Genomic DNA, 20,840 nt, shown 5'->3' with positions numbered 1-20,840 from the left:
ATGACGGCCCGTACGTCCAAGCGAACCCTGTACCGGCTCAGGGGCGTGTCCCCCACTGCCGACGCGATGTTCGACGCCCTGGACGCGGACCAGTTGGAGAGGGTCCACGCGGATTTCGACATCCCTGAGAACCTCGGTGTACCGGCCGTCCTGGTCACCGGCAGCTTCGAACAGCCCGTCGCCAGCTGGTGCGACGAGATCTTCCGTACGACGGGTATCGAGGTGTCACGACCGGTTAACCGCTCGGCCGCACTGCTGATGCTCGCCGTGGACGGCGAGGTGTACGCCATCGGCTACGACCAGGGCTTCCGCCTGGTGCCCGACCGGCTGAAGGACCACCGCTTCGGACTGAGCTTCGCGTCCCGCCGGGTGGACCCTGGAAGGATCCGGGACCTGGTGTCGCACACCCCGGGCGGAGGGCGCACCGACATCACCCTGATCCCGAGCGGGGCCTCGGTTTGGAGCCTGGGCATCGTCGAGCACGCCCAGATCGTGCGCCGCCTCGGCGGTCACCTGGACGACATCCCGCTCACCATCTCCCGGGACAACCCGGCGAAGATCTCCAGCGCCGAGGGTGGTGTCGGCCTGCGCATGCGGCTCGGCGTGGAGGGCGCCGACCTGATTGCCGATATCCGCGCCATCGCCCGTGTGCTGCGCGAGGAGAAGCCGAGCCCGGGGCTGGAGTTCGTCGAGCACGTCGTGCCTGCTGACGATTCCAGCCTTGTCACCCGCCTGGAGGCCAACCTTGACGACCTTCTGGGGCAGGAGCCTGACGGGAAGATCAGAGTCGCCGTCCCCATCGATTATTGGGACGACTACATGGCAGCCCGGGCGTTCCGGGCCAGGATCAACAGCGACGCGGCCGGTCGGTCGACCGACGACTTCGACCTCGAGTACGTCCTCTGCCGGGCGCGCATTCAACGTGCGGGCAACCGCGTGGCCGCGCTCCGGGAAGGAACCGTCACCCTCTACCGGCAGAGCCGCGCCGACCGGGCCGACGAGATCTGGACGTCCAGCGCGCTCCGGTGGATCGAGGCGGAAGTGTTCCTCGACTCTCGCCGGTTCTTCCTTATGGACGGGCATTGGTACGAGATCGATCAGGAGTATCTGAAGACGATTCGCTCGCACGCCGAGCGGTTGATCGCCGACAGCCCGTCCGTCGACTTGCCCCCGTGGGTCCTAGGGGAGAAGGAGCGCACCTACAACGAGTCCGTGCCTGACCAGCGGCCCGGGTACGTCTGCTTCGACCGCGACAACGTTCAGACCGCGCTGCATCGCGGGAACGGCGTGGAGATCTGCGATCTGCTGAGCCCAGATAACGTGCTGGTCATGGTGAAGCGTGCCAAGGGCTCCGACGCGCTGAGCCATCTCTTCAGCCAGGCGCTCGTAGCCGTACAGACGCTGCGGAACTCCCCGGAGGGAAGGAAGCGGTTCGCCGAGAAGGTGGCCGCGGCCCGGGAGGGGCGCGGTCTACCGGAGGACTTCCGGCCCTCCAAAGTCGTCTTCGCGATCCTGCTGAAGGACGGCACCGACCTCACCGCCGACACCCTATTCCCATTTTCGCAGGTCACCCTGGTCCAGACGGCCAGGATGCTCGAAGCGTGGGGCGTTCAGGTCGAGGTCGCTGGTATCGCCGCCACTCCGTCGCCTGTTACCTCGACTGAGGTCCGGCGGTTGGCGGCGTAGCCGCCGCGCACCGAGACGTCGTACGCCGGCGTTTCCTGTGAGCCTTGCCGGATCTCGAGATGGCTGTGGTAGCAGAATAGGGCCTCAGCGATGCCAACTGTTATGCCAGCGACTTTCGCAATGCGTTGACCAGTGACAGTGCGCGCACGTCGTTGGGACGCCCCGATGATGTTGTTCATCGCATAGCCGAAGGCGATGCCGTCCTTCGCGTCGACGAAGTCGAGCGGGCCGCCTCGACCGGTGTGGCCGAAGGAGTTCGAGCCGATCATGAGGTTGGTCTCAGTACTGCTCCATAGCTGCCGACTCTAGGATTTCCGGAGTAAGCGGGCGCACACCGCCCACCTCGCCGATGAGCGCGGCATACATGCACGCCAGTGCGCGTGCGGTGCCAACACCACATTGGATGCTGGGAATTCTGCGGCTTGCACCTCAGGTTCACCTTCGGAATTCGAAGCAGTGAATGTCAGGCTGCGAGGGGCAGTGCTCGGAAGCGCTCGCGAAATTCACGGACAACGGGACGGATGGCTGGCGATGCAGCTGGCCATGAGTCCTCGTCCAGGAACCAGTGGAGTATGTGAGCGGCCTAGAACGTCGCAGCGGCGATCGACTCTGATGCGTCCTTCGTAGACCAATCGGCGAATCTCGCGAGCTTGGAATCTGCTGGATGCCCGAGTGGTATCCGCCGCCACCGTTGCGCCTGGATGCGGTTCGATATGACCGGTAGAGATGAGGGCTTCCTGCCACGAAGGAAAGTCGTGGTGGGAGGACGGTTCCGCTCTTGGTGAGGTCGACGGTGTGGTGGTCGCGTTCTGGTCGCGACTACCTCCGGAGGCCGTTGTGGCGGCGCCTGTTCTGGTTACATCCGCTCTGCTCGGTTCCTGTCTCATGCCGCCTGTGCTGCCCGGGGTTTGGGTGGTTGTGGGGCCCGGTACGGGGCGACATCGCCATGTCCGGCGTGGGCGTCACGCGGCTCGGAGCGGGCAGCGATGAGTCCGTCGGGTAGGCCGGACGGCGCACCGGTCGTGTTGTGGCGTTAGCGTGATGGCGAGCCGGGGGCTCCGGCTCGTGCCCGGGCCGTCTTGGGGTATGCCCTGAGCGGTCTGGGGTATGACGGCGAGTCGGTGAGTGATGCCGTTCTGGCCGTATCGGAGTTGGTGGCGAACGCCATTGAGCACGCGGTGGGGCCGTATGAGCTGCGGCTGCACCGCACGGCATTGGACGTCATCTGCGAAGTGGTAGATAACGATCCGAGGATTCCCGAGATCCCGCCTTTTGCGCTGGGTGCTCTGTTTCCTCCTGTGGAGGGAGATCGGGGCGGCGATCTGGAGGCGCTGTGCGCGCTGTTGTCAGAGCGCGGTCGGGGCTTGGACATCGTGCATGAACTGACCGGAGGAGCTTGGGGGTTCCGCCGGTTGCTGGGCACGAAGGCAGCTTGGATCGCCTTGCCCCTGCCCGCCAGTGGGGAGGACTGGTTCGGGGACTGACTTGCTCGGCTGGGGCGTCGGGGAGTGGGCTGACCGGACGTGGCCCGCTGGCGTTTCCCCCGTCGTTTCCATCGTCGATTCCGTCGGCGTGTCCGGGGCCGTCCTTGGATGCGACGCCCCCGTACAGGGCATCACCGCAGGCCAGGCCGTAGACGAGCCGGATGCTGGCGAGGGCGACTGTATATATCGGTACAGCGAAGCATCCCGATCTACCTGGTCAGCGCGGCCGGGCGTGCGCTGATCGCGTGTTGCTGGTTGCTCCGCTGCTGAGCTGTAGTCGGATGCCTTCTCCCTGCGGGATTGATGTGCAGCGTGGGTTCTGTACGGGTCCCGTGACGGACTGGTGAGGTGCGGGTCAGGAGCACCTCGCTTCTGGGGGAGCGGGGGTGCTCCTTCGGGTTGGCTCCTAGGGTGCGAGCGGGGTGCTGTCCGCCCGCGCCGGTGCATGTGGTCGCGGGGACGGGTGCGGGTGTCCTGTCGGCCTGGCAGCCGATGCCGCGGGGTTTGGGCGGCGGGAGCGGTCAGGGAACGGAGGGGGAGCGGTGCTTTCGGGGTGCACCCCGTGCCTCGCGGTGGTCGCGGTTGTGCACCAGGTGTGAGGGAGCGCGCCCGTAGAACTTGAAGAACCTGCTCCCGTGTTCGTCCGCGCTGGCCAGGTGGACCGCTACTGGCTCGGCCATGGCTCGGGTGCGGGTGCGCTCGCGTCTCGGGTGCGTGTGCCTGAGATGCAGTGGGAGCGGGCCTGCTCCCGTCCGTGGCAAAGACCCACTCCTGGAATCCCTATTGATCATGTCAGCGCCAGTTGCCGCCACCGTCGAACTGGGGGTTCCAGATGAAGAACGTCCGCGATACCCGCCGCCGAGGCATCGCCCGCCCGGCACTGGCTCGGCAACCGTCGCCACAGCCCGGTGCCGCACCTGTGCCAGCGAGGGGCTGGGGAGCACAGACTCGGCAGTGGCTCGGGTCGGGTTGTCTCGACGGATATGGGGTTCTGGGTGTGCGGGTGGCCGTTCACGTACGGCGACGGGGTGACGGAGAGCCGTCGTGAACCGGTCCTCACGGGCATCCTCCGACACGCAAGATCGCGGCCTTGACGACACCACCGAGTCGGAGCGTCCATGGACGTCGACCGGTCGCGGCAACGATGAAACCCACACTTCAGAGGGGTTGCGGACGGTCGTGGAGTACGTCGTCGTCGATGGTGGCGAGGCTCAGGCGCTGGCCCAGCGCCAAGGGGCCGCGATTCGTGAGGTGCTGGAGTGGCTGTACGCCGGTCACAGTGCCCCGAAGAGTGGCCGCGTCTGAGCCTCCCGCCCCGAACCCTGGGAGAGAGACAACGCATGCACGGCAACCCGCCCAGCACTCGGCCCTGGGCGCAGCCCGTAGCCGGCCGCCCCTGGTCCACGGCCGGTATTCCGGATGCCGCGGCGCTTCCGGTGACCGTCCCAGTCGCTTGGCTCGGCCGGACCTCTACGGAGGACGCCCAGGACCCCACCCTGTCGCTGCCCCGGCAGTTGCGTAACGCGAGAGCCGCGCTTCCGCCCGGCTGGGTGATTGTCGCGCATTTCTACGATGTGGAATCCGGCCGTAAGGAGTTGCGTGAGCGGGGCAATTCCCTTGCGCACCAGCAGTTCCAGATTCCCATTCCCCGCGATGGCAGTGTGGCCGATCTGCTTGATGAGGCGCAGCGGTCCGACCGCCGCTTCGCCGCGGTTATCTGCGAGTCCATTGAACGCGTCGCGCGCCGGACCTACTTCGGCACGAAGATCGAGTATGAGCTGGAGCAGGCCGGGGTGGCCCTGTGTGCCGCCGATGAGCCGATCGTCACCGGTCCGCGAGCCAAACGCGCCACGCCCACGCTCACGCGGCGCGTCAAGCAGGCGGTCTCCGAGTGGTACGTGTTGCAGATGCTGGAGCTGTCGTGGGACGGCTTCATCGAGCATGTCTCTCAGGGCTGGAATGTGGGCAAGCCGCCCTACGGCTATCGCGCGGAAAAGGTCCCGCATCCCGTCCCGGCCCGCCGGGCCGAGGGCCGCACCAAGCACCGGCTCGTCCCGGACGCGTCCCGGGCCCCGGCCGTCACCTACATCTTCCAGCTCCGCGGACTGGACAAGCTCGGATACGACGCCATCGCCGACCGCCTGAACCTGGATCCTGTGGCGTACCCGCCCCCGGAGCCCACTCGCCCCGACATGGCCCTCCATCGCTGGAGCGGGTCGGCCGTGCGGGAGATCCTGCGCAATCCGAAGTACACCGGCCATCAGGTCTGGAACCGCCGCGCGACGACGAAAGGCGGCTGCTACAACGATCCCAAGGACTGGGTGTGGTCGCCGCAGCCCACTCACGAGCCTCTCGTCTCCAAAGAGCTGTTCGATGTGGCTTCCACCGTGGCGCGGAAGCGCCGGGGGTCACGGACGACGCCCGGTCGCAACTCCCACCCGGCGACCCGGCGTTCCTATGTCCTGCGGTCATACGTCGTCTGCGAGATCTGCGACCGCCGCATGTTCGGCAAGAACCGCCACCGGATCTCGTACTACGCCTGCCAGGTCGACCCGAACGAGCATCGGGACAGGTCCTGGTTCCGTGACCATCCCAAGAGCCTGTGGGTTCGGGAAGAGTTCTTGATGACACCCGTCACCCGCTTCTTCGCCACACACGTCTTCGGCCCCGACCGGCGCACCCATCTCGGAGCCGCGCTCGAAGCCGCCCGGCTTGCGGACGAGCCCGGCGACCGCACCGCGAAGGAACGCACCGCGCTGGAGCAGGCCATCAAGGCCATCGGTGAGCGCCAGGCCCGTCTTATCCGCACTCTCGCCGACGGTGGGCCCGACCCCGATCAAGAGAAGGACTTCCGCGACGCGATCCGACAGGAGCACGCCACCCTGGGCAGGCAGCGCACCGAGCTCGCCAAGCAGCTGGCCCGTCTGGAAGCCCCGAAGCAGACGGCGCACCCCGCCGACAGTGCGGCCCTGCTGGACGCGCTTCCGCACCTCGATATCGATCTTGCCCTGGTTCCGGAGGAGCTCCAGCGGCGGCTCTACGACGCTTTCGGGCTAGAGGTCCGCTACAGCCGGCCCCGCGAAGAAGTGACGCTACGGGTGACGGTTCCGGGGCATCTGCTTGACGGACTGGTGGCCGTCACCCGTGAGCTGGACCCGTGGAACAAAAAATCGGGCGCCCGCAGCGAAGTGCTGGCACCCGATCATGACACCCGGGGTGGGCAAACGCGGCATAACCCTCGCGTTCATTCCCATCCCCTGAGTGCCCCCGGCAGGATTCGAACCTGCGCACACGGCTCCGGAGGCCGTTGCTCTATCCCCTGAGCTACGGGGGCTTGCGCCTGTCGCTGCTGTCTCGCGGCGACAGGTAGAACACTATCAGCTCGCAGAGGGTGGTCATGAACGTTTATCGGGAGGCGGCGGTCGGGGGTGGATGTGGGAGTGGAGGGGCGTATACCGCATGTGGAGGGTGGGGCGCTGGGGTCTTGGGGAAAGGTCCCTCGCACGGGGCGGAAGTGGGGAAAACCCGGACGCGGCCGTGGCCGCGCGCCTACTCTTCAGGATGTGCCTGGCTTGTCCGGCCGGGTCCTTGTCGTCGACGACAACAAGGTCATCCGGCAGCTGATCAGGGTCAACCTCGAGCTGGAGGGCTTCGAGGTCGTGACCGCGGCCGATGGTGCCGAGTGCCTGGAGATCGTTCACCAGGTGCGGCCCGATGTGATCACTCTCGATGTCGTGATGCCCAGACTCGATGGGCTGCATACGGCATCGAGGCTGCGTGCTGATGCTCGTACGTGTCATGTGCCCGTCGCGATCATCAGTGCGTGTACGCAGTACGAGATGGACAGTGGGAAGGCGCTGGGCGTCGATGCCTTCCTCGCGAAACCCTTCGAGCCCGTCGATCTTGTCGAGCTCGTGCGGCGGCTGATGCGACAGGGGGCGGCCGGTGCGGCCGCGCCCGGTGATGCCGAGCCGGTTGTGGGGCCCACCGGGTAGTGGTGGGCCCCAGGCCCGGGCCTCTCGCCTCTTCCTTCCGGTTCGGCCCGGGAGGGGGTTGGGCTTCGGTTCCGTTCGGGGGCTTGGGTTTTTTGTGGGTTCGTTCGGGGCCCGGGTCTCTACGGCCCGGGCCTCCTCCTTCCCGTCGTGTGCTCGTCCGAAGGGCGAAACCGGTTCGCTTTCGTACCCCCCTCCTCCCATACGCTGGTCCCGTGACTCCCGCCCAGCTCTCCCGCACTGTGCTGCACACCGTGCGTCGTGCCGTTGAGGACGACGAGCTGTGCGTTGCCGTGCCGGAGCGGGTGAAGGTGCGGACGCCGCCTCGGTCCGGGTGTGGGGATTACGCCACCAACGTCGCTCTGCTGCTGGCCAGAGGTGGTGGGGATGCGCTGGGTATCGCCGAGGTTTTGCGGCGGCGGCTTCTCCGTACGCCCGGGATCGCCCGGGTTGAGGTTGCCGCTCCTGGGTTTCTCAACATCACCCTTGATGCCGGCTCCCATGCCGAGCTTGTCCAGGCCGTGCGCTCCGCGGGGTCTCGCTACGGGCACGGGTCGGCGCTTGCCGGGGTTTCGGTTCCGCTTGGGGCTGCGGACGAGGTGCGGGCCGCCCTCGTCGCTCATGTCGTGCGGGGGCTCGTCCATGCCGTCGGGGGAGTCGTTGTTCCTGGTCAGGGGCCTGTTGTTCGGCCGGTTCCGGTCTCCGGGGCCGAGCTGCTCCGCTCCCTCGGGGCCGACGCCGCCCGCTGGGCGCTGCTTCGGCCCGCCGGGCATGATCTGCCCGATCTCGATCCCTCCCGGCTTCTCTCACAGCGCGAGGACAACCCCCTCTTCCGGGTTCGGTACGCCCATGCCCGTACTCGCGCCCTGGTGCGTAACGCCGACCAGCTCGGCATCGCGCCCGAGCCCGGGGCGTATGACCACCCCGCCGAGGCCGCCCTTCTCGGCCTCCTCGCCGATCACCCCCGCACCATCGAGGCCGCCGCCCGGCATCGTGCGCCCGACCAGCTCGCTCGGCATCTTGTCGGCGTCGCCGATGCCTTCTTCCGGTTCCATAACGACTGTCCGGCGCTGCCCTCCGGCCCGCTCAAACCCTCGGCCGTCCACCGTTCCCGGCTGGCCCTTGCCGATGCCACCGGAGCGGTGCTCGCCGGCGGCCTGCATCTGCTCGGCATCAGCGCACCCGAACATCTGTAGACCTTGCGTAAGACCTTGAGAGAGACAGCAGAGACAGCATGAGCCGTTCCGCCCATCCCGCCGGGCCCCGCCACGCCGATGTCCTCCCCGAGGGGCACTACGCCGCGCCGCCCGCCGATCTCAATCAGCTCGATCCGCGTGTGTGGTCCCGTACCGTCGGCCGGAACGCCGATGGCGTCGTGACCGTCGGCGGGATCGACGTCAAGACGCTCGCGGAGGAGTTCGGGACGCCCGCGTACTTCCTCGACGAGGCCGACTTCCGGGCCCGCTGCCGGGCCTGGCACGAGGCGTTCCGGGAGCAGGGGGAGGACGCGGACGTGTTCTACGCCGGGAAGGCGTTCCTCTCCCGCGCCGTCGTGCGCTGGCTGAACGAGGAGGGGCTCAACCTGGACGTGTGTTCCGCCGGGGAGCTGGCCACCGCGCTCGCCGCCGGGATGCCCGCCGAGCGGATCGCGCTGCACGGGAACAACAAGTCCACCGCCGAGATCGAGCGGGCCGTCGAGGAGGGCGTCGGGCGGATCGTGCTCGACTCGTTCCAGGAGATCGTGCGGGTCGCGCACATCGCCCAGCGGCTCGGCAGGCGCCAGCGGGTGCAGATCCGGATCACCGTGGGTGTGGAGGCGCATACCCACGAGTTCATCGCGACCGCCCACGAGGACCAGAAGTTCGGCATTCCGCTCGCGGACGGGCAGGCCGCCGAGGCCGTGCGGCGGGCGCTCAAGCTCGACGGGCTCGAGCTCATCGGCATTCACTCGCACATCGGGTCGCAGATCTTCGACACCTCCGGGTTCGAGGTCGCGGCGCACCGGGTCGTGGGGCTGCTGAAGGAGATCCGGGACGAGCACGGCGTCGAGCTCCCCGAGATCGACCTCGGTGGTGGCCTCGGCATCGCGTACACCTCGGAGGACGACCCGCGCGAGCCGCAGGAGATCGCCAAGGCGCTGCGCGACATCGTGCACCGGGAGTGCGACTCGGCCGGGCTCGCGGTGCCGCGGCTGTCGGTCGAGCCGGGGCGGGCGATCGTCGGGCCGACCGCGTTCACGCTCTACGAGGTGGGCACGGTCAAGGAGCTGCCGGGGCTGCGGACGTACGTCAGCGTCGATGGCGGGATGTCCGACAACATCCGTACCGCGCTCTACGACGCCGAGTACTCGGTGGCGCTGGTCTCCCGCGCCTCCACCGCCGAGCCGATGCTCTCCCGCGTCGTCGGCAAGCACTGTGAATCCGGCGACATCGTCGTACGGGACGCCTTCCTGCCCGCCGATCTGGCGCCCGGCGATCTGATCGCCGTGCCCGCCACCGGCGCGTACTGCCGCTCGATGGCGAGCAACTACAACCACGCGCTCCGGCCGCCCGTCGTCGCCGTACGGGATGGGCAGGCGCGCGAGATCGTCCGGCGTGAGACGGAGGAGGATCTGCTGCGGCTCGATGTCGGCTAGCGAGGATCCGCCGGCGAGGATCCGTTGGCGGGGACCCGTTGGCGGGGATCCGTTGGCGGGGCCCGCTCGCCACGTCCCGCCGGTGGGGATCGGCTAGCGAGAAATGGATCTCGGATACTGGACCCGGGACAGAAAATCCCGTCCAGTGCATGAGACTGGTGCACTAACGCGCTGATGCATTAACGCGATGGATGAGAGACGAGGTCGGATGATGCGTACGCGTCCGCTGAAAGTGGCGCTGCTGGGCTGTGGAGTGGTCGGCTCAGAGGTGGCGCGCATCATGACGACGCAGGCGGACGACCTCGCGGCGCGCATCGGGGCCCCGGTCGAGCTGGCCGGGATCGCCGTGCGCCGCCCCGGGCGGGTCCGGGAGGGGGTGCCGGAGGAGCTGGTGACCACCGACGCCACGGCCCTGGTCAAACGCGGGGACATCGATGTGGTGGTCGAGGTCATCGGCGGGATCGAGCCCGCCCGCACCCTGATCACCACCGCCTTCGACCACGGCGCGAGCGTGGTGTCCGCGAACAAGGCGCTGGTCGCCCAGGACGGCGCGGCCCTCCACGCCGCGGCCGAGCAGCGAGCTGCGGACCTCTACTACGAGGCCGCGGTCGCGGGGGCGATCCCGCTGGTGCGGCCGCTGCGCGAGTCGCTCGCGGGCGACAAGGTCAACCGCGTCCTCGGCATCGTCAACGGCACCACCAACTTCATCCTCGACCGGATGGACGGCAGCGGCGCCGGCTACAGCGAGGCGCTGGACGAGGCCACGGCCCTGGGCTACGCCGAGGCCGACCCGACCGCCGATGTCGAGGGCTTCGACGCCGCCGCGAAGGCCGCGATCCTCGCCGGGATCGCCTTCCACACCCGGGTCACCCTCGACGATGTGCACCGCGAGGGCATCACCGAGGTGACCGCCGCCGACATCGCCTCCGCCAAGCGCATGGGCTGCACCGTCAAGCTGCTCGCGATCTGCGAGCGGGCCGCCGACGGCCGGTCGGTCACCGCGCGGGTGCACCCGGCGATGATTCCGCTGAGCCACCCCCTCGCCTCCGTCCGCGAGGCGTACAACGCGGTCTTCGTGGAGGCCGACGCCGCGGGGAAGCTGATGTTCTACGGCCCGGGCGCGGGCGGTTCGCCGACCGCCTCGGCCGTCCTCGGCGACCTCGTCGCCGCCTGCCGCAACAAGCTGGCGGGCGCCACCGGACCCGGGGAGTCCGCCTACAGCCGACTCCCGGTGAGCCCGATGGGCGATGTGGTCACTCGCTACCACATCAGCCTGGACGTCGCCGACAAACCGGGAGTTCTGGCACAGGTCGCCACAGTCTTCGCCGAGCACGGCGTGTCCATCGATACGGTCCGCCAGCAGGGGAAGGACGGCGAGGCGTCCCTCGTCGCCGTGACCCACCGCGCGAGCGACGCCGCGCTGTCGGCGACCGTGGAGGCGCTCCGCCGGCTCGACACCGTCCGCGATGTCGCGAGCATCATGCGGGTCGAGGGCGAGTAGAGGGTGAGGAGAGGGCGGGTGGAGGACGAGCCGTGGGCGAACAGTGGGCGAGCGGAGGCCGGGCAGCACCCGCGCTGAGGCCGAACAGAGGGTGAGCGGAGAGTAAGGGAAATCATGAACGCAATCGCCGACGCCGGGCCTCGAATGTCCGGCACCCGCCAGTGGCACGGCTGGCGGGGCATCATCGAGGAGTACCGCGACCGCCTCCCGGTCAGCGGGACCACCCCCGTCGTCACCCTGCGCGAGGGCGGCACGCCGCTGGTCCCGGCGCAGGTGCTCTCCGAGCGCACCGGCTGCGATGTGCACCTCAAGGTCGAGGGCGCCAACCCCACCGGGTCGTTCAAGGACCGCGGGATGACGATGGCCATCAGCGTGGCCAAGGAGGCCGGCGCCAAGGCCGTCATCTGCGCCTCCACCGGCAACACCTCGGCCTCGGCGGCGGCGTACGCCGTGCGGGCCGGGATGGTCTGCGCGGTGCTGGTCCCGCAGGGGAAGATCGCGCTGGGCAAGATGGGCCAGGCGCTCGTCCACGGCGCGAAGATCCTCCAGGTCGACGGCAACTTCGACGACTGCCTGACGCTGGCGCGCGGGCTGTCGGAGAAGTACCCGGTGGCGCTGGTCAATTCGGTCAACCCGGCCCGGATCGAGGGCCAGAAGACCGCCGCCTTCGAGATCGTGGACATGCTCGGGGACGCGCCCGACATCCATGTGCTGCCGGTCGGCAACGCGGGCAACATCACGGCCTACTGGAAGGGCTACACGGAGTACGCGGCGCCGTTCGCCGACAGCGCGCCGCACGCCTCCCGTACGCCCCGGATGTGGGGCTTCCAGGCGTCCGGCGCGGCGCCGATCGTGCGAGGTGAGCCGGTCAAGGAGCCGAGCACCATCGCCACCGCCATCCGCATCGGCAACCCGGCCTCGTGGACCTTCGCCGAGCAGGCGCGCGACGAGTCCGGCGGCCTCATCGACGAGGTGACCGACCGTCAGATCCTCGCCGCCTACCGGCTGCTCGCCGCCCAGGAGGGCGTTTTCGTCGAGCCCGCCTCCGCGGCGAGCGTGGCTGGTCTGCTGAAGGCCGCCGAGCAGGGGCTGGTCGACCCGGGCCAGCGCATCGTCTGCACGGTGACCGGGAACGGGCTCAAGGACCCGGACTGGGCGGTGGCGGGTGCGCCGCAGCCGGTCGTGGTCCCGGTGGACGCGGACGCCGCGGCCGTACGGCTCGGGTTGGCCTGAGACGGGGCTACGGGGACCCGGGCCCTGTTGGTCCGGTACGGTGCGGCCCGCCCCGGGCCTTGCTGGCCGGTACGGTGCCTGCCTCGGGCCCTGCTGGTCCGGTACGGTGCGGCCCGCCCTGGGCCTTGCTGGTCCGGTACGCCGTGGCCGTACGGCTCGGGTTGGCCTGAGACGGTGCGGCCCGCCCTGGGCCTTGCTGGCCCAGGTCCGGTGCGGCCCGCCCCGGGCCCTGCCGGTCCGACCCGGGGCGACGCCTCGGACCGTGCCGGTCCGCCGTGGCCGTACGGCTCGGGTTGCCCTGAGACGGTGCGGGCCGCCCCTGGCCAGGGCCGGGACCTGGTGCGATGGGGTTTTCGGCGGGCCACCCGGCCTGGCCCGCCGGGCCCTTCCGTGACGCGTTGGCCCTGGCCCGCCGGGCCCTTCCGTGACGCGTTGGCCCTGGCCCGCCGGGCCCTTCCGTGACGCGTTGGCCCTGGCCCGCCGGGCCCTTCCGCGACGGGTTGGCCCTGGCCCGCCGGGCCCCTTCGCGCAACGCCACCCAGCCCGTTCCGTAGGCTTCTCTAAAGATCCACTCAAGTGGTGGCAGAGAAGCGCGAGGGCGCGCGGAGGGCTCCAGTAGAGTGGTCGCGGACGATGGCAGGGAGCGCGACACGCATCGTGCGCCTCCCGTGCGCCCTATGTCGCCACAGAACCTTCCTTCGATAGGCTGTACTGAATCCGCCCCGACGCAGAGCGCTCGCCTCTGCGCGGCGTCGCCGTACTTGTCACGGCCCTCGCGGTGTTCCGTACCTCTTCGAGCAATCGCACGTAACCACAAGGAGAGTCATCGAGCGATGGCCGGTCCAGCGTTCCGCGCCGCCGCCGTCCGAGTGCGCGTCCCCGCCACGAGCGCCAATCTCGGTCCTGGCTTCGACGCCCTCGGCCTGGCCCTGGGCCTCTACGACGACGTGGTGGTCCGGGTGGCCGACTCCGGTCTTCACGTCGACATCGCCGGTGAAGGCGCGGAGTCGCTCCCGCGCGACGAGAACCATCTGCTCGTACGCTCCCTGCGCACCGCCTTCGACCTGCTGGGCGGGCAGCCCCGCGGCCTCGAGCTGGTCTGCGCCAACCGCATTCCGCACGGCCGGGGCCTGGGCTCCTCCTCCGCCGCCATCTGCGCCGGGATCGTCGCCGCGCGCGCGGTGACGATAGGCGGCGCCGAGCGGCTCGACGACGCGGCGATGCTGGAGCTGGCCACCGAGATCGAGGGTCACCCCGACAATGTCGCCGCCTGTCTGCTCGGCGGCTTCACCCTGGCCTGGACGGATGCGGGGTCCGCCCGGGCGATCAGGATGGACCCCGCGGATTCCATCGTTCCGGTGGTCTTCGTCCCTGGCCGGCCGGTGCTCACCGAGACCGCCCGCGGCCTGTTGCCGCGCACCGTCCCGCATGTGGACGCCGCGGTCAACGCGGGCCGGGCCGCGCTGCTCGTCGAGGCCCTGACCAGGCGTCCCGAGCTGCTGCTTGCCGCGACGGAGGACCGACTGCACCAGGAATACCGTGCTCCGGCGATGCCCGAGAGCGTGAGCCTGGTGAACCGACTGCGGGCGGACGGCGTCCCCGCGGTCATCTCCGGCGCGGGCCCCACGGTGCTCGCGCTGGTCGAGGACGGTGCGGCCGACAAGGTCGCACGACTGGCGGGCGAGGGGTGGGCGGCCAACCGGCTGGCTCTCGACGCCGGGGGGGCGAGCGTCCTGCCGCTCACCTGACACCGCGATCCGGGGTGTCCCGGAGCCGGGAAAACTCGATAGCCGGTCTTGGAGAGGGGGAATGTTTGTTGGATCCGGTAGTGTTAACCTCAAGTCTGCACTGGATGCCTCTTGGATGTACTCGGAGGCGAGGTGCTCAGTGTCCCCATCCGGGACCACCCTTCTTCCGGGAGCCTCCCACACTGCCTGAGCAGCCTGCCTGAGCAGTATCGAGCACGCTCCGGAATCGGCGTGGCGGATTCTCGTGAATCCTCCGCCGCGTCGGAACCATGAACTGATCTCTCCGCCGTACCCGGCGGACCACCGCCCCGGCCCGGTCCGTAACGGAAGGACCACAGCCGGACAGCACAACCGGTCGCCGAGCCAGACAGGCCGACGCCCGCTCCAGGGAAGGACCCTTCGTGAGCGACACCACCGATCTGATGGGCGTGAACGCCTCCGGCACCTCCGACAGCGGTGTCGGCAACAACGCGCCCGCCACGGACGCTTCCGCGCCCGCCAACGGTGCTGCCACTGGCGCTGCCCCGCGGCGACGCCGCTCGGGCACCGGCCTCGACGCCATGGTCCTGGCCGAGCTTCAGCAGCTCGCCTCGAGCCTTGGCATCAAGGGCACCGCGCGGATGCGCAAAGGCCAGCTGATCGAGGTCATCAAGGAGAAGCAGGCCGCGGGCTCCGGCTCCGCCCAGGGCTCCGAGAGCACTCCGTCCGACGCGGAGGGGGTGACCAAGCCGAAGCGCCGTGCCACCTCCCGGGCCCGCACGGGCGACGACGCCGAGGAGAAGACCGGCGCCAAGTCCTCGAAGTCCGCCGGGAAGGCGGAGAAGGCCGACAAGGCCGACGCCGAGGAGAAGGCCGCGGCCCAGCAGCAGATCGAGATCCCCGGCCAGCCCGGTGAGCCCGCCGGCGATGAGCAGCCGGCCGGTGAGCGCCGCCGCCGCCGGGCCACCGCGCCCGCCACCACCCCCGACTCCGGGGGCACGGCCACCGCTGTCGAGACCAAGACGGAGGCGCGCAGCGACGTCTCCGCGAAGACCGAGGCCAGGACCGAGCCCAAGGGCGACGGGAAGGCCGAGGCAGCCGCCGACACCGCCGAGGGCAAGGGCGCCAGGGGCGGTGACCGCCAGGAGCGCGGCCAGAAGGGCGACCGCCGGGACCGGCAGCGCGGTGACCGCGGTGACCGCGGCGACCGCCGCGGCAAGGGCGAGGACGGCCAGCAGGGCGGCGGCCGTCAGCAGCGTGACGGGCGCGGCCAGAGCCAGCAGCGCGCCGACGAGGGCGACGACGACTTCGAGGGCGGGCGCCGCGGGCGCCGCGGCCGCTACCGCGACCGGCGTGGCCGCCGCGGCCGTGACGACTTCGGCAATGAGCCGCAGGTGTCCGAGGACGATGTGCTGATCCCCGTCGCGGGCATCCTGGACATCCTCGACAACTACGCGTTCATCCGGACCTCCGGCTACCTCCCGGGCCCGAACGACGTGTACGTCTCGCTCGCCCAGGTGCGCAAGAACGGTCTGCGCAAGGGCGACCACGTCACCGGTGCGGTCCGTCAGCCGCGCGAGGGCGAGCGCCGCGAGAAGTTCAACGCGCTGGTGCGGCTGGACTCGGTGAACGGCATGGCGCCCGAAACCGGGCGCGGGCGGCCGGAGTTCGGGAAGCTGACGCCGCTTTACCCGCAGGACCGGCTGCGTCTGGAGACCGAGGCCGGCGGGCTGACGACCCGGATCATCGACCTGGTCGCGCCGATCGGCAAGGGCCAGCGCGGTCTGATCGTGGCCCCGCCGAAGACCGGTAAGACCATGATCATGCAGGCGATCGCCAACGCGATCACCCGCAACAGCCCCGAGTGCCATCTGATGGTCGTCCTCGTCGACGAGCGGCCGGAAGAGGTCACCGACATGCAGCGGTCGGTCAAGGGCGAGGTCATCTCCTCGACCTTCGACCGCCCGGCCGAGGACCACACCACCGTCGCGGAGCTGGCGATCGAGCGGGCCAAGCGCCTGGTCGAGCTGGGCCATGACGTGGTCGTCCTGCTGGACTCGATCACCCGCCTGGGCCGTGCGTACAACCTGGCGGCGCCCGCCTCCGGCCGCATCCTGTCGGGTGGTGTCGACTCGACCGCGCTCTACCCGCCGAAGAAGTTCTTCGGCGCCGCGCGCAACATCGAGGACGGCGGCTCGCTGACCATCCTGGCCACCGCGCTGGTCGAGACCGGCTCGCGCATGGACGAGGTGATCTTCGAGGAGTTCAAGGGCACCGGCAACATGGAGCTCAAGCTCGACCGGAAGCTCGCCGACAAGCGCATCTTCCCGGCGGTGGACGTCGATCCGTCCAGCACCCGCAAGGAGGAGATCCTGCTGGCGCCGGAGGAGCTGAACATCGTCTGGAAGCTGCGCCGGGTGCTGCACGCGCTCGACTCCCAGCAGGCGATCGAGCTGCTGCTGGACAAGATGAAGCAGACGAAGTCGAACGCCGAGTTCCTGATGCAGATCGCCAAGACCACGCCCACCCCGGGCAACAACGGCGACTGACCGGACACCCGCCGGAACACTCCGTAGCCGAGGCCCCCCGCACCGCGGGGGGCCTCGTTGCGTTCCATGAGAGGTCAGCCACATCTTCCGGCCAGGCCACGGACCGGTTCTGATCACGCTATCGCCCGCGAAAGTGCAGGTCAGAGCGGTAAGGCGGACGAAGGGGGCGAACGGTGCGCCCGGCGGCCCACGCGAAAACCGGCCATCGCGGATATGCAACCCTGGCGGACGGCCTTCCATCTGTCAGGTCGGAATACGGGGCCGGAACACAGGCTGACTCCACCGCGAAACGCGACACCACGCCTGACCGTGACGGCAGGGGGTACTCGGGGCATCGAAGAGGACTGAGGAGCACATGGCCGAGGACAGCAGCAACGCACCGGGGAGCCCGGGCCGCCACCGCGCACGCGGCGCGACGGCGGGCCGCCGTCGCAAGCGGGCCAGCACGCGCCGCAGGGCCGTGCTCTACACGGTGTGGACGCTGGCCGCCGTGCTGGTGCTCGGCGGTGCCGGACTCGGCTACCTCTACTACAAGCTGAACGGGAACCTCACCGGCGTCGACGTCAACGCCGCCCTCGGCGCCGACCGCCCCGAGAACGTGGACAACGGCTCGATGGACATCCTCGTCCTCGGCTCCGACTCCCGGGCCGGTAAGAACGCCAAGTACGGGACGGACGAGGGCACCTCGCGCTCCGACACGGCGATGATCGTCCACGTCTACAAGGGCCACAAGAAGGCCAGCGTCATCAGCATCCCGCGCGACACCCTCATACAGCGGCCGTCCTGCACCACCAAGGGCGGGCAGCAGACCCCCGCCGTGCGGGCGGCCATGTTCAACAGCGCCTATGAGGCCGGCGGTCCGGCCTGCACCATCAAGACCGTCGAGTCCATGACCGGCATCCGCATGGACCACTTCCTCGAGGTGGACTTCTCCGGCTTCAAGCAGCTGATAGACGACCTCGGCGGCGTCAACATCACCACCACCGCGCCGATCCACGACCCCAAGAGCCACCTCGACCTGGAGTCCGGCCCGCACACCCTGAACGGGGAGCAGTCGCTGGGCCTGGTGCGCACCCGGCACGGCGTGGGCGACGGCAGCGACCTGGGCCGGATCAAGCTCCAGCAGGCGTTCGTCAAGGCGCTGCTGGACCAGGTCAAGCACGTGGACGTGTTCGGCAACCCGAAGAAGCTCTACGACCTCGCGGACACCTCGACCAAGGCCCTCACCACCGACTCCGAGCTGGCCTCGGTGAGCAAGCTGAAGGGCTTCGCCGAATCCCTGAAGGGCATCGGCTCGGGCAACATGAAGATGACCACGCTGCCCGTCGAGTACGACCCGCAGAACCCGGCCCGGGTGCTGCCCATGGAGCGCAAGGCCAAGGTGATATGGACCGCGCTCCGCCACGACCGGCCGGTCCCCGCCTCCGCCACCAAGGGCTCCGCGGGCGACGCCACCAGCGCGGGCAAGGTCGTCAAATAAGGTCGTCGAACAGGGCCGTCCGAGGTCGTCCGAGGGCGTCCGGCGGCCTCCTGGGCGGGGCCGGGAATATCCGGACCCGCCCCCCGGTTTTGGGGGATGCGGCCAGTACTGGCAAACTGGATCGTCGGTCCCGGTTCACGACAGGCAACCCGCCAGTCGACCCGGTGCCCTCCCGAACCTAGGAGATTCCCTTGAAGCGCGACATCCACCCGGAGTACGTCGAGACCCAGGTCAGCTGCACCTGTGGCGCCTCCTTCACCACCCGTAGCACCGTGGGCGGCGGCACCATCCGTGCCGACATCTGCTCCGAGTGCCACCCGTTCTACACGGGCAAGCAGAAGATCCTCGACACCGGTGGCCGCGTGGCGCGGTTCGAGGCCCGCTTCGGCAAGAACGCCGGGTCCGCCAAGAAGTAGCGACCCGCACGGCGCCGGTCTTCGGTCGCCCCTTCCCTGGGGCGACCGGACCGGCGTTTTGTCGTCACCGGCCCTCCGGAACCTTTCGCAACGCCACCACGCAGACCACTCAGGGAGCCCTCCGATGTTCGAGGCGGTCGAGGAACTCATCGGCGAACACGCCGACCTCGAGAAGCGGCTCGCCGACCCCGCGGTCCACGCCGACCAGCGGGAGGCACGGCGGCTCAACAAGCGCTACGCCGAGCTGACCCCGGTGATCACCGCCTATCGGGCCTGGAAGCAGGCCGGGGACGACATCGAGACCGCCCGCGAGCTGGCCCAGGACGACCCCGACTTCGTGGACGAGGTCAAGGAGCTCGAGCAGAGCCGCGAGCAGCTCACCGACCGGCTGCGGCTGTTGCTCGTCCCGCGCGACCCGAGCGACGACAAGGACGTCATTCTGGAGGTCAAGGCCGGGGAGGGTGGCGAGGAGTCCGCGCTGTTCGCCGGCGACCTGCTGCGGATGTATCTGCGGTACGCCGAGCGGATCGGCTGGAAGACCGAGATCATCGACTCCAACGAGTCCGACCTCGGCGGCTACAAGGACGTCCAGGTCGCGGTCAAGGCCAGGGGCGCCATCGAGCCCGGCCAGGGCGTCTGGGCCCGGCTGAAGTACGAGGGCGGGGTGCACCGGGTGCAGCGGGTGCCCGCCACCGAGTCCCAGGGCCGTATCCACACCTCCGCGGCCGGTGTGCTGGTCACGCCCGAGGCCGAGGAGGTCGAGGTCGAGATCGGCCCCAACGATCTGCGGATCGACGTCTACCGCTCCTCCGGCCCCGGCGGCCAGTCGGTCAACACCACCGACTCCGCGGTGCGCATCACCCACCTGCCCACCGGCATCGTCGTCTCCTGCCAGAACGAGAAGAGCCAGCTCCAGAACAAGGAGCAGGCGCTGCGCATCCTGCGCTCGCGGCTGCTGGCCGCGGCCCAGGAGGAGGCCGAGCGGGAGGCGTCGGACGCGCGGCGCAGCCAGGTCCGCACCGTCGACCGGTCCGAGCGCATCCGTACGTACAACTTCCCGGAAAACCGGATCTCGGACCATCGTGTCGGTTTCAAGGCGTACAACTTGGACCAGGTGCTCGACGGTGAACTCGACCCGGTCATCCAGGCGTGCGTCGACGCCGACGCGGCCGCCAAGCTGGCGGCCGCGGGCTAGCGCCACCCACTGATCAACGCTTCGTGCCCTTGTCCGGACCGGCTGGAGGAATTCAGTGAACGTGCTGCTCGCCGAGGTGGCGCAGGCCACTCAGCGGCTGGCCGACGCGGGCGTGCCCTCACCGCGTTTCGACGCGGAGGAGCTCGCCGCCTTCGTGCACAGCGTCAAGCGGGGAGAGCTGCACGGCGTGCCCGACGCCGACTTCGACGCCCGCTACTGGGAGGCGGTGGCCCGCCGCGAGGCCCGCGAGCCCCTTCAGCACATCACCGGCCGCGCGTTCTTCCGCTATCTGGAGCTCCAGGTGGGCCCCGGGGTCTTCGTGCCCCGGCCGGAGACCGAGTCGGTGGTCGGCTGGGCGATAGACGCGGTGCGCGCCATGGACGTCGTCGAACCGCTCATCGTCGACCTGTGCTCCGGTTCCGGGGCCATCGCGCTCGCGCTCGCCCAGGAGGTGCCGCGCTCCCGGGTGCACGCCGTGGAGCTGGACGAGGGCGCCCTGCGCTGGGCGCGCAAGAACGTCGAGGGGTCCCGCGTCGTTCTCCATCACGCGGACGCGTTGACGGCCCTGCCCGAGCTCGACGGGCAGGTGGACCTCGTCATCAGCAACCCGCCGTACATCCCGCTGACCGAGTGGGAGTACGTGGCGCCGGAGGCCCGCGATCACGACCCCCAGCTCGCGCTCTTCTCCGGTGAGGACGGCCTCGATGTCATCCGTGGCCTGGAGCGCACCGCCCACCGGCTGCTGCGCCCCGGCGGCGTGGTGGTCATCGAACACGCAGACACCCAGGGCGGCCAGGTGCCGTGGATCTTCACCGAGGAGCGTGGCTGGGCGGACGCCGCCGACCACCCCGACCTGAACAACCGGCCCCGGTTCGCCACCGCGCGGAAGGCCATGCCGTGACGGCGGCACCGCACCACACATTGGCCACGTACGAGGAGGTC

General features: G+C 69.6%; 15 protein-coding genes, 1 tRNA gene and 2 pseudogenes. 15 read left to right on the top strand and 3 right to left on the bottom strand.

Translation table 11 applies throughout. The annotated features are described in order from the left end of the window. Complete coding sequence (locus ABD329_RS06670; RefSeq protein ID WP_246618212.1) at positions 1 to 1,686, top strand: TIGR04141 family sporadically distributed protein; 1,686 nt, start codon at positions 1 to 3, stop codon at positions 1,684 to 1,686. Here ABD329_RS06670 and ABD329_RS48170 read toward each other — a convergent pair. Next, positions 1,611 to 1,955, bottom strand: coding sequence for a hypothetical protein (locus ABD329_RS48170; RefSeq protein WP_425574290.1), 345 nt, complete (start codon positions 1,953 to 1,955; stop codon positions 1,611 to 1,613). The genes ABD329_RS06670 and ABD329_RS48170 overlap by 76 nt on opposite strands. Positions 1,956 to 2,759: 804 nt before the next feature. Between ABD329_RS48170 and ABD329_RS06660 the strand changes: the two are divergent. The 3 genes and pseudogenes from ABD329_RS06660 to ABD329_RS48165 form a co-directional block, all read left to right on the top strand. Continuing rightward, positions 2,760 to 3,170, top strand: a pseudogene (locus tag ABD329_RS06660) (ATP-binding protein); the annotation flags it as partial. A 1,044-nt stretch (positions 3,171 to 4,214) separates the two neighbouring features. Then, entirely contained in the window at positions 4,215 to 4,475 is a 261-nt protein-coding gene (locus ABD329_RS06655) for a hypothetical protein (protein ID WP_164428104.1), read from the top strand. 35 nt (positions 4,476 to 4,510) lie between these two features. After that, a pseudogene (locus ABD329_RS48165) lies at positions 4,511 to 5,509 on the top strand (recombinase family protein); the annotation flags it as partial. 129 nt (positions 5,510 to 5,638) lie between these two features. On the opposite strand, the gene ABD329_RS06650 reads toward ABD329_RS48165, so the two are convergent. Together ABD329_RS06650 and ABD329_RS06645 are read right to left on the bottom strand one after the other, a co-directional pair. After that, positions 5,639 to 6,121, bottom strand: a complete 483-nt coding sequence (locus ABD329_RS06650) for a hypothetical protein (protein WP_198275574.1) — start codon at positions 6,119 to 6,121, stop codon at positions 5,639 to 5,641. Between the two features lie 311 nt (positions 6,122 to 6,432). Next, positions 6,433 to 6,504: transfer RNA gene (locus tag ABD329_RS06645), tRNA-Arg, on the bottom strand. Positions 6,505 to 6,733: 229 nt separating this feature from the next. Here ABD329_RS06645 and ABD329_RS06640 point away from each other — a divergent pair. The 11 genes from ABD329_RS06640 to prmC all read left to right on the top strand — a co-directional run bounded on the left by ABD329_RS06640 (position 6,734) and on the right by prmC (position 20,799). Beyond that, positions 6,734 to 7,165: a response regulator gene (locus tag ABD329_RS06640; RefSeq protein WP_232546197.1), complete on the top strand. Its 432-nt coding sequence runs from the start codon at positions 6,734 to 6,736 to the stop codon at positions 7,163 to 7,165. A gap of 212 nt (positions 7,166 to 7,377) precedes the next feature. Further along, positions 7,378 to 8,358 (top strand): ArgS-related anticodon-binding protein NrtL, encoded by a 981-nt coding sequence (gene nrtL, locus ABD329_RS06635; RefSeq protein ID WP_198276185.1) that lies wholly within the window; start codon positions 7,378 to 7,380, stop codon positions 8,356 to 8,358. A gap of 38 nt (positions 8,359 to 8,396) precedes the next feature. Beyond that, positions 8,397 to 9,797, top strand: coding sequence for a diaminopimelate decarboxylase (gene lysA, locus ABD329_RS06630; RefSeq protein WP_198276184.1), 1,401 nt, complete (start codon positions 8,397 to 8,399; stop codon positions 9,795 to 9,797). 208 nt (positions 9,798 to 10,005) lie between these two features. Then, positions 10,006 to 11,298, top strand: coding sequence for a homoserine dehydrogenase (locus ABD329_RS06625; RefSeq protein WP_198276183.1), 1,293 nt, complete (start codon positions 10,006 to 10,008; stop codon positions 11,296 to 11,298). Positions 11,299 to 11,412: 114 nt separating this feature from the next. Further along, a complete protein-coding gene (gene thrC, locus ABD329_RS06620) occupies positions 11,413 to 12,531 on the top strand; it encodes a threonine synthase (protein WP_246618308.1) in 1,119 nt (372 codons plus the stop codon). An 833-nt stretch (positions 12,532 to 13,364) separates the two neighbouring features. After that, the gene (thrB, locus tag ABD329_RS06615; RefSeq protein WP_037951055.1) at positions 13,365 to 14,279 is read left to right on the top strand and encodes a homoserine kinase; all 915 of its coding nucleotides are present in this window, start codon (positions 13,365 to 13,367) and stop codon (positions 14,277 to 14,279) included. 401 nt (positions 14,280 to 14,680) lie between these two features. Continuing rightward, positions 14,681 to 16,807, top strand: coding sequence for a transcription termination factor Rho (gene rho, locus ABD329_RS06610; protein ID WP_198276182.1), 2,127 nt, complete (start codon positions 14,681 to 14,683; stop codon positions 16,805 to 16,807). A 355-nt stretch (positions 16,808 to 17,162) separates the two neighbouring features. After that, entirely contained in the window at positions 17,163 to 18,287 is a 1,125-nt protein-coding gene (locus ABD329_RS06605; protein ID WP_198276181.1) for an LCP family protein, read from the top strand. 191 nt (positions 18,288 to 18,478) lie between these two features. Beyond that, on the top strand, positions 18,479 to 18,703 hold the full coding sequence (gene rpmE / locus ABD329_RS06600) for a 50S ribosomal protein L31 (RefSeq protein ID WP_030823398.1): 225 nt from the start codon (positions 18,479 to 18,481) through the stop codon (positions 18,701 to 18,703). A gap of 124 nt (positions 18,704 to 18,827) precedes the next feature. Next, positions 18,828 to 19,898: a peptide chain release factor 1 gene (gene prfA / locus ABD329_RS06595; RefSeq protein ID WP_198276180.1), complete on the top strand. Its 1,071-nt coding sequence runs from the start codon at positions 18,828 to 18,830 to the stop codon at positions 19,896 to 19,898. A gap of 55 nt (positions 19,899 to 19,953) precedes the next feature. After that, positions 19,954 to 20,799, top strand: coding sequence for a peptide chain release factor N(5)-glutamine methyltransferase (prmC, locus tag ABD329_RS06590; protein WP_020868414.1), 846 nt, complete (start codon positions 19,954 to 19,956; stop codon positions 20,797 to 20,799). The last annotated feature ends 41 nt before the right edge of the window (positions 20,800 to 20,840 follow it).

Origin of the sequence: Streptomyces javensis (assembly GCF_039525925.1) — a bacterium.
Lineage (GTDB): Bacteria > Actinomycetota > Actinomycetes > Streptomycetales > Streptomycetaceae > Streptomyces > Streptomyces asiaticus.
Note: the sequence above shows the minus strand (reverse complement) of the source record. Positions and strands in the feature narration are given on the sequence as shown.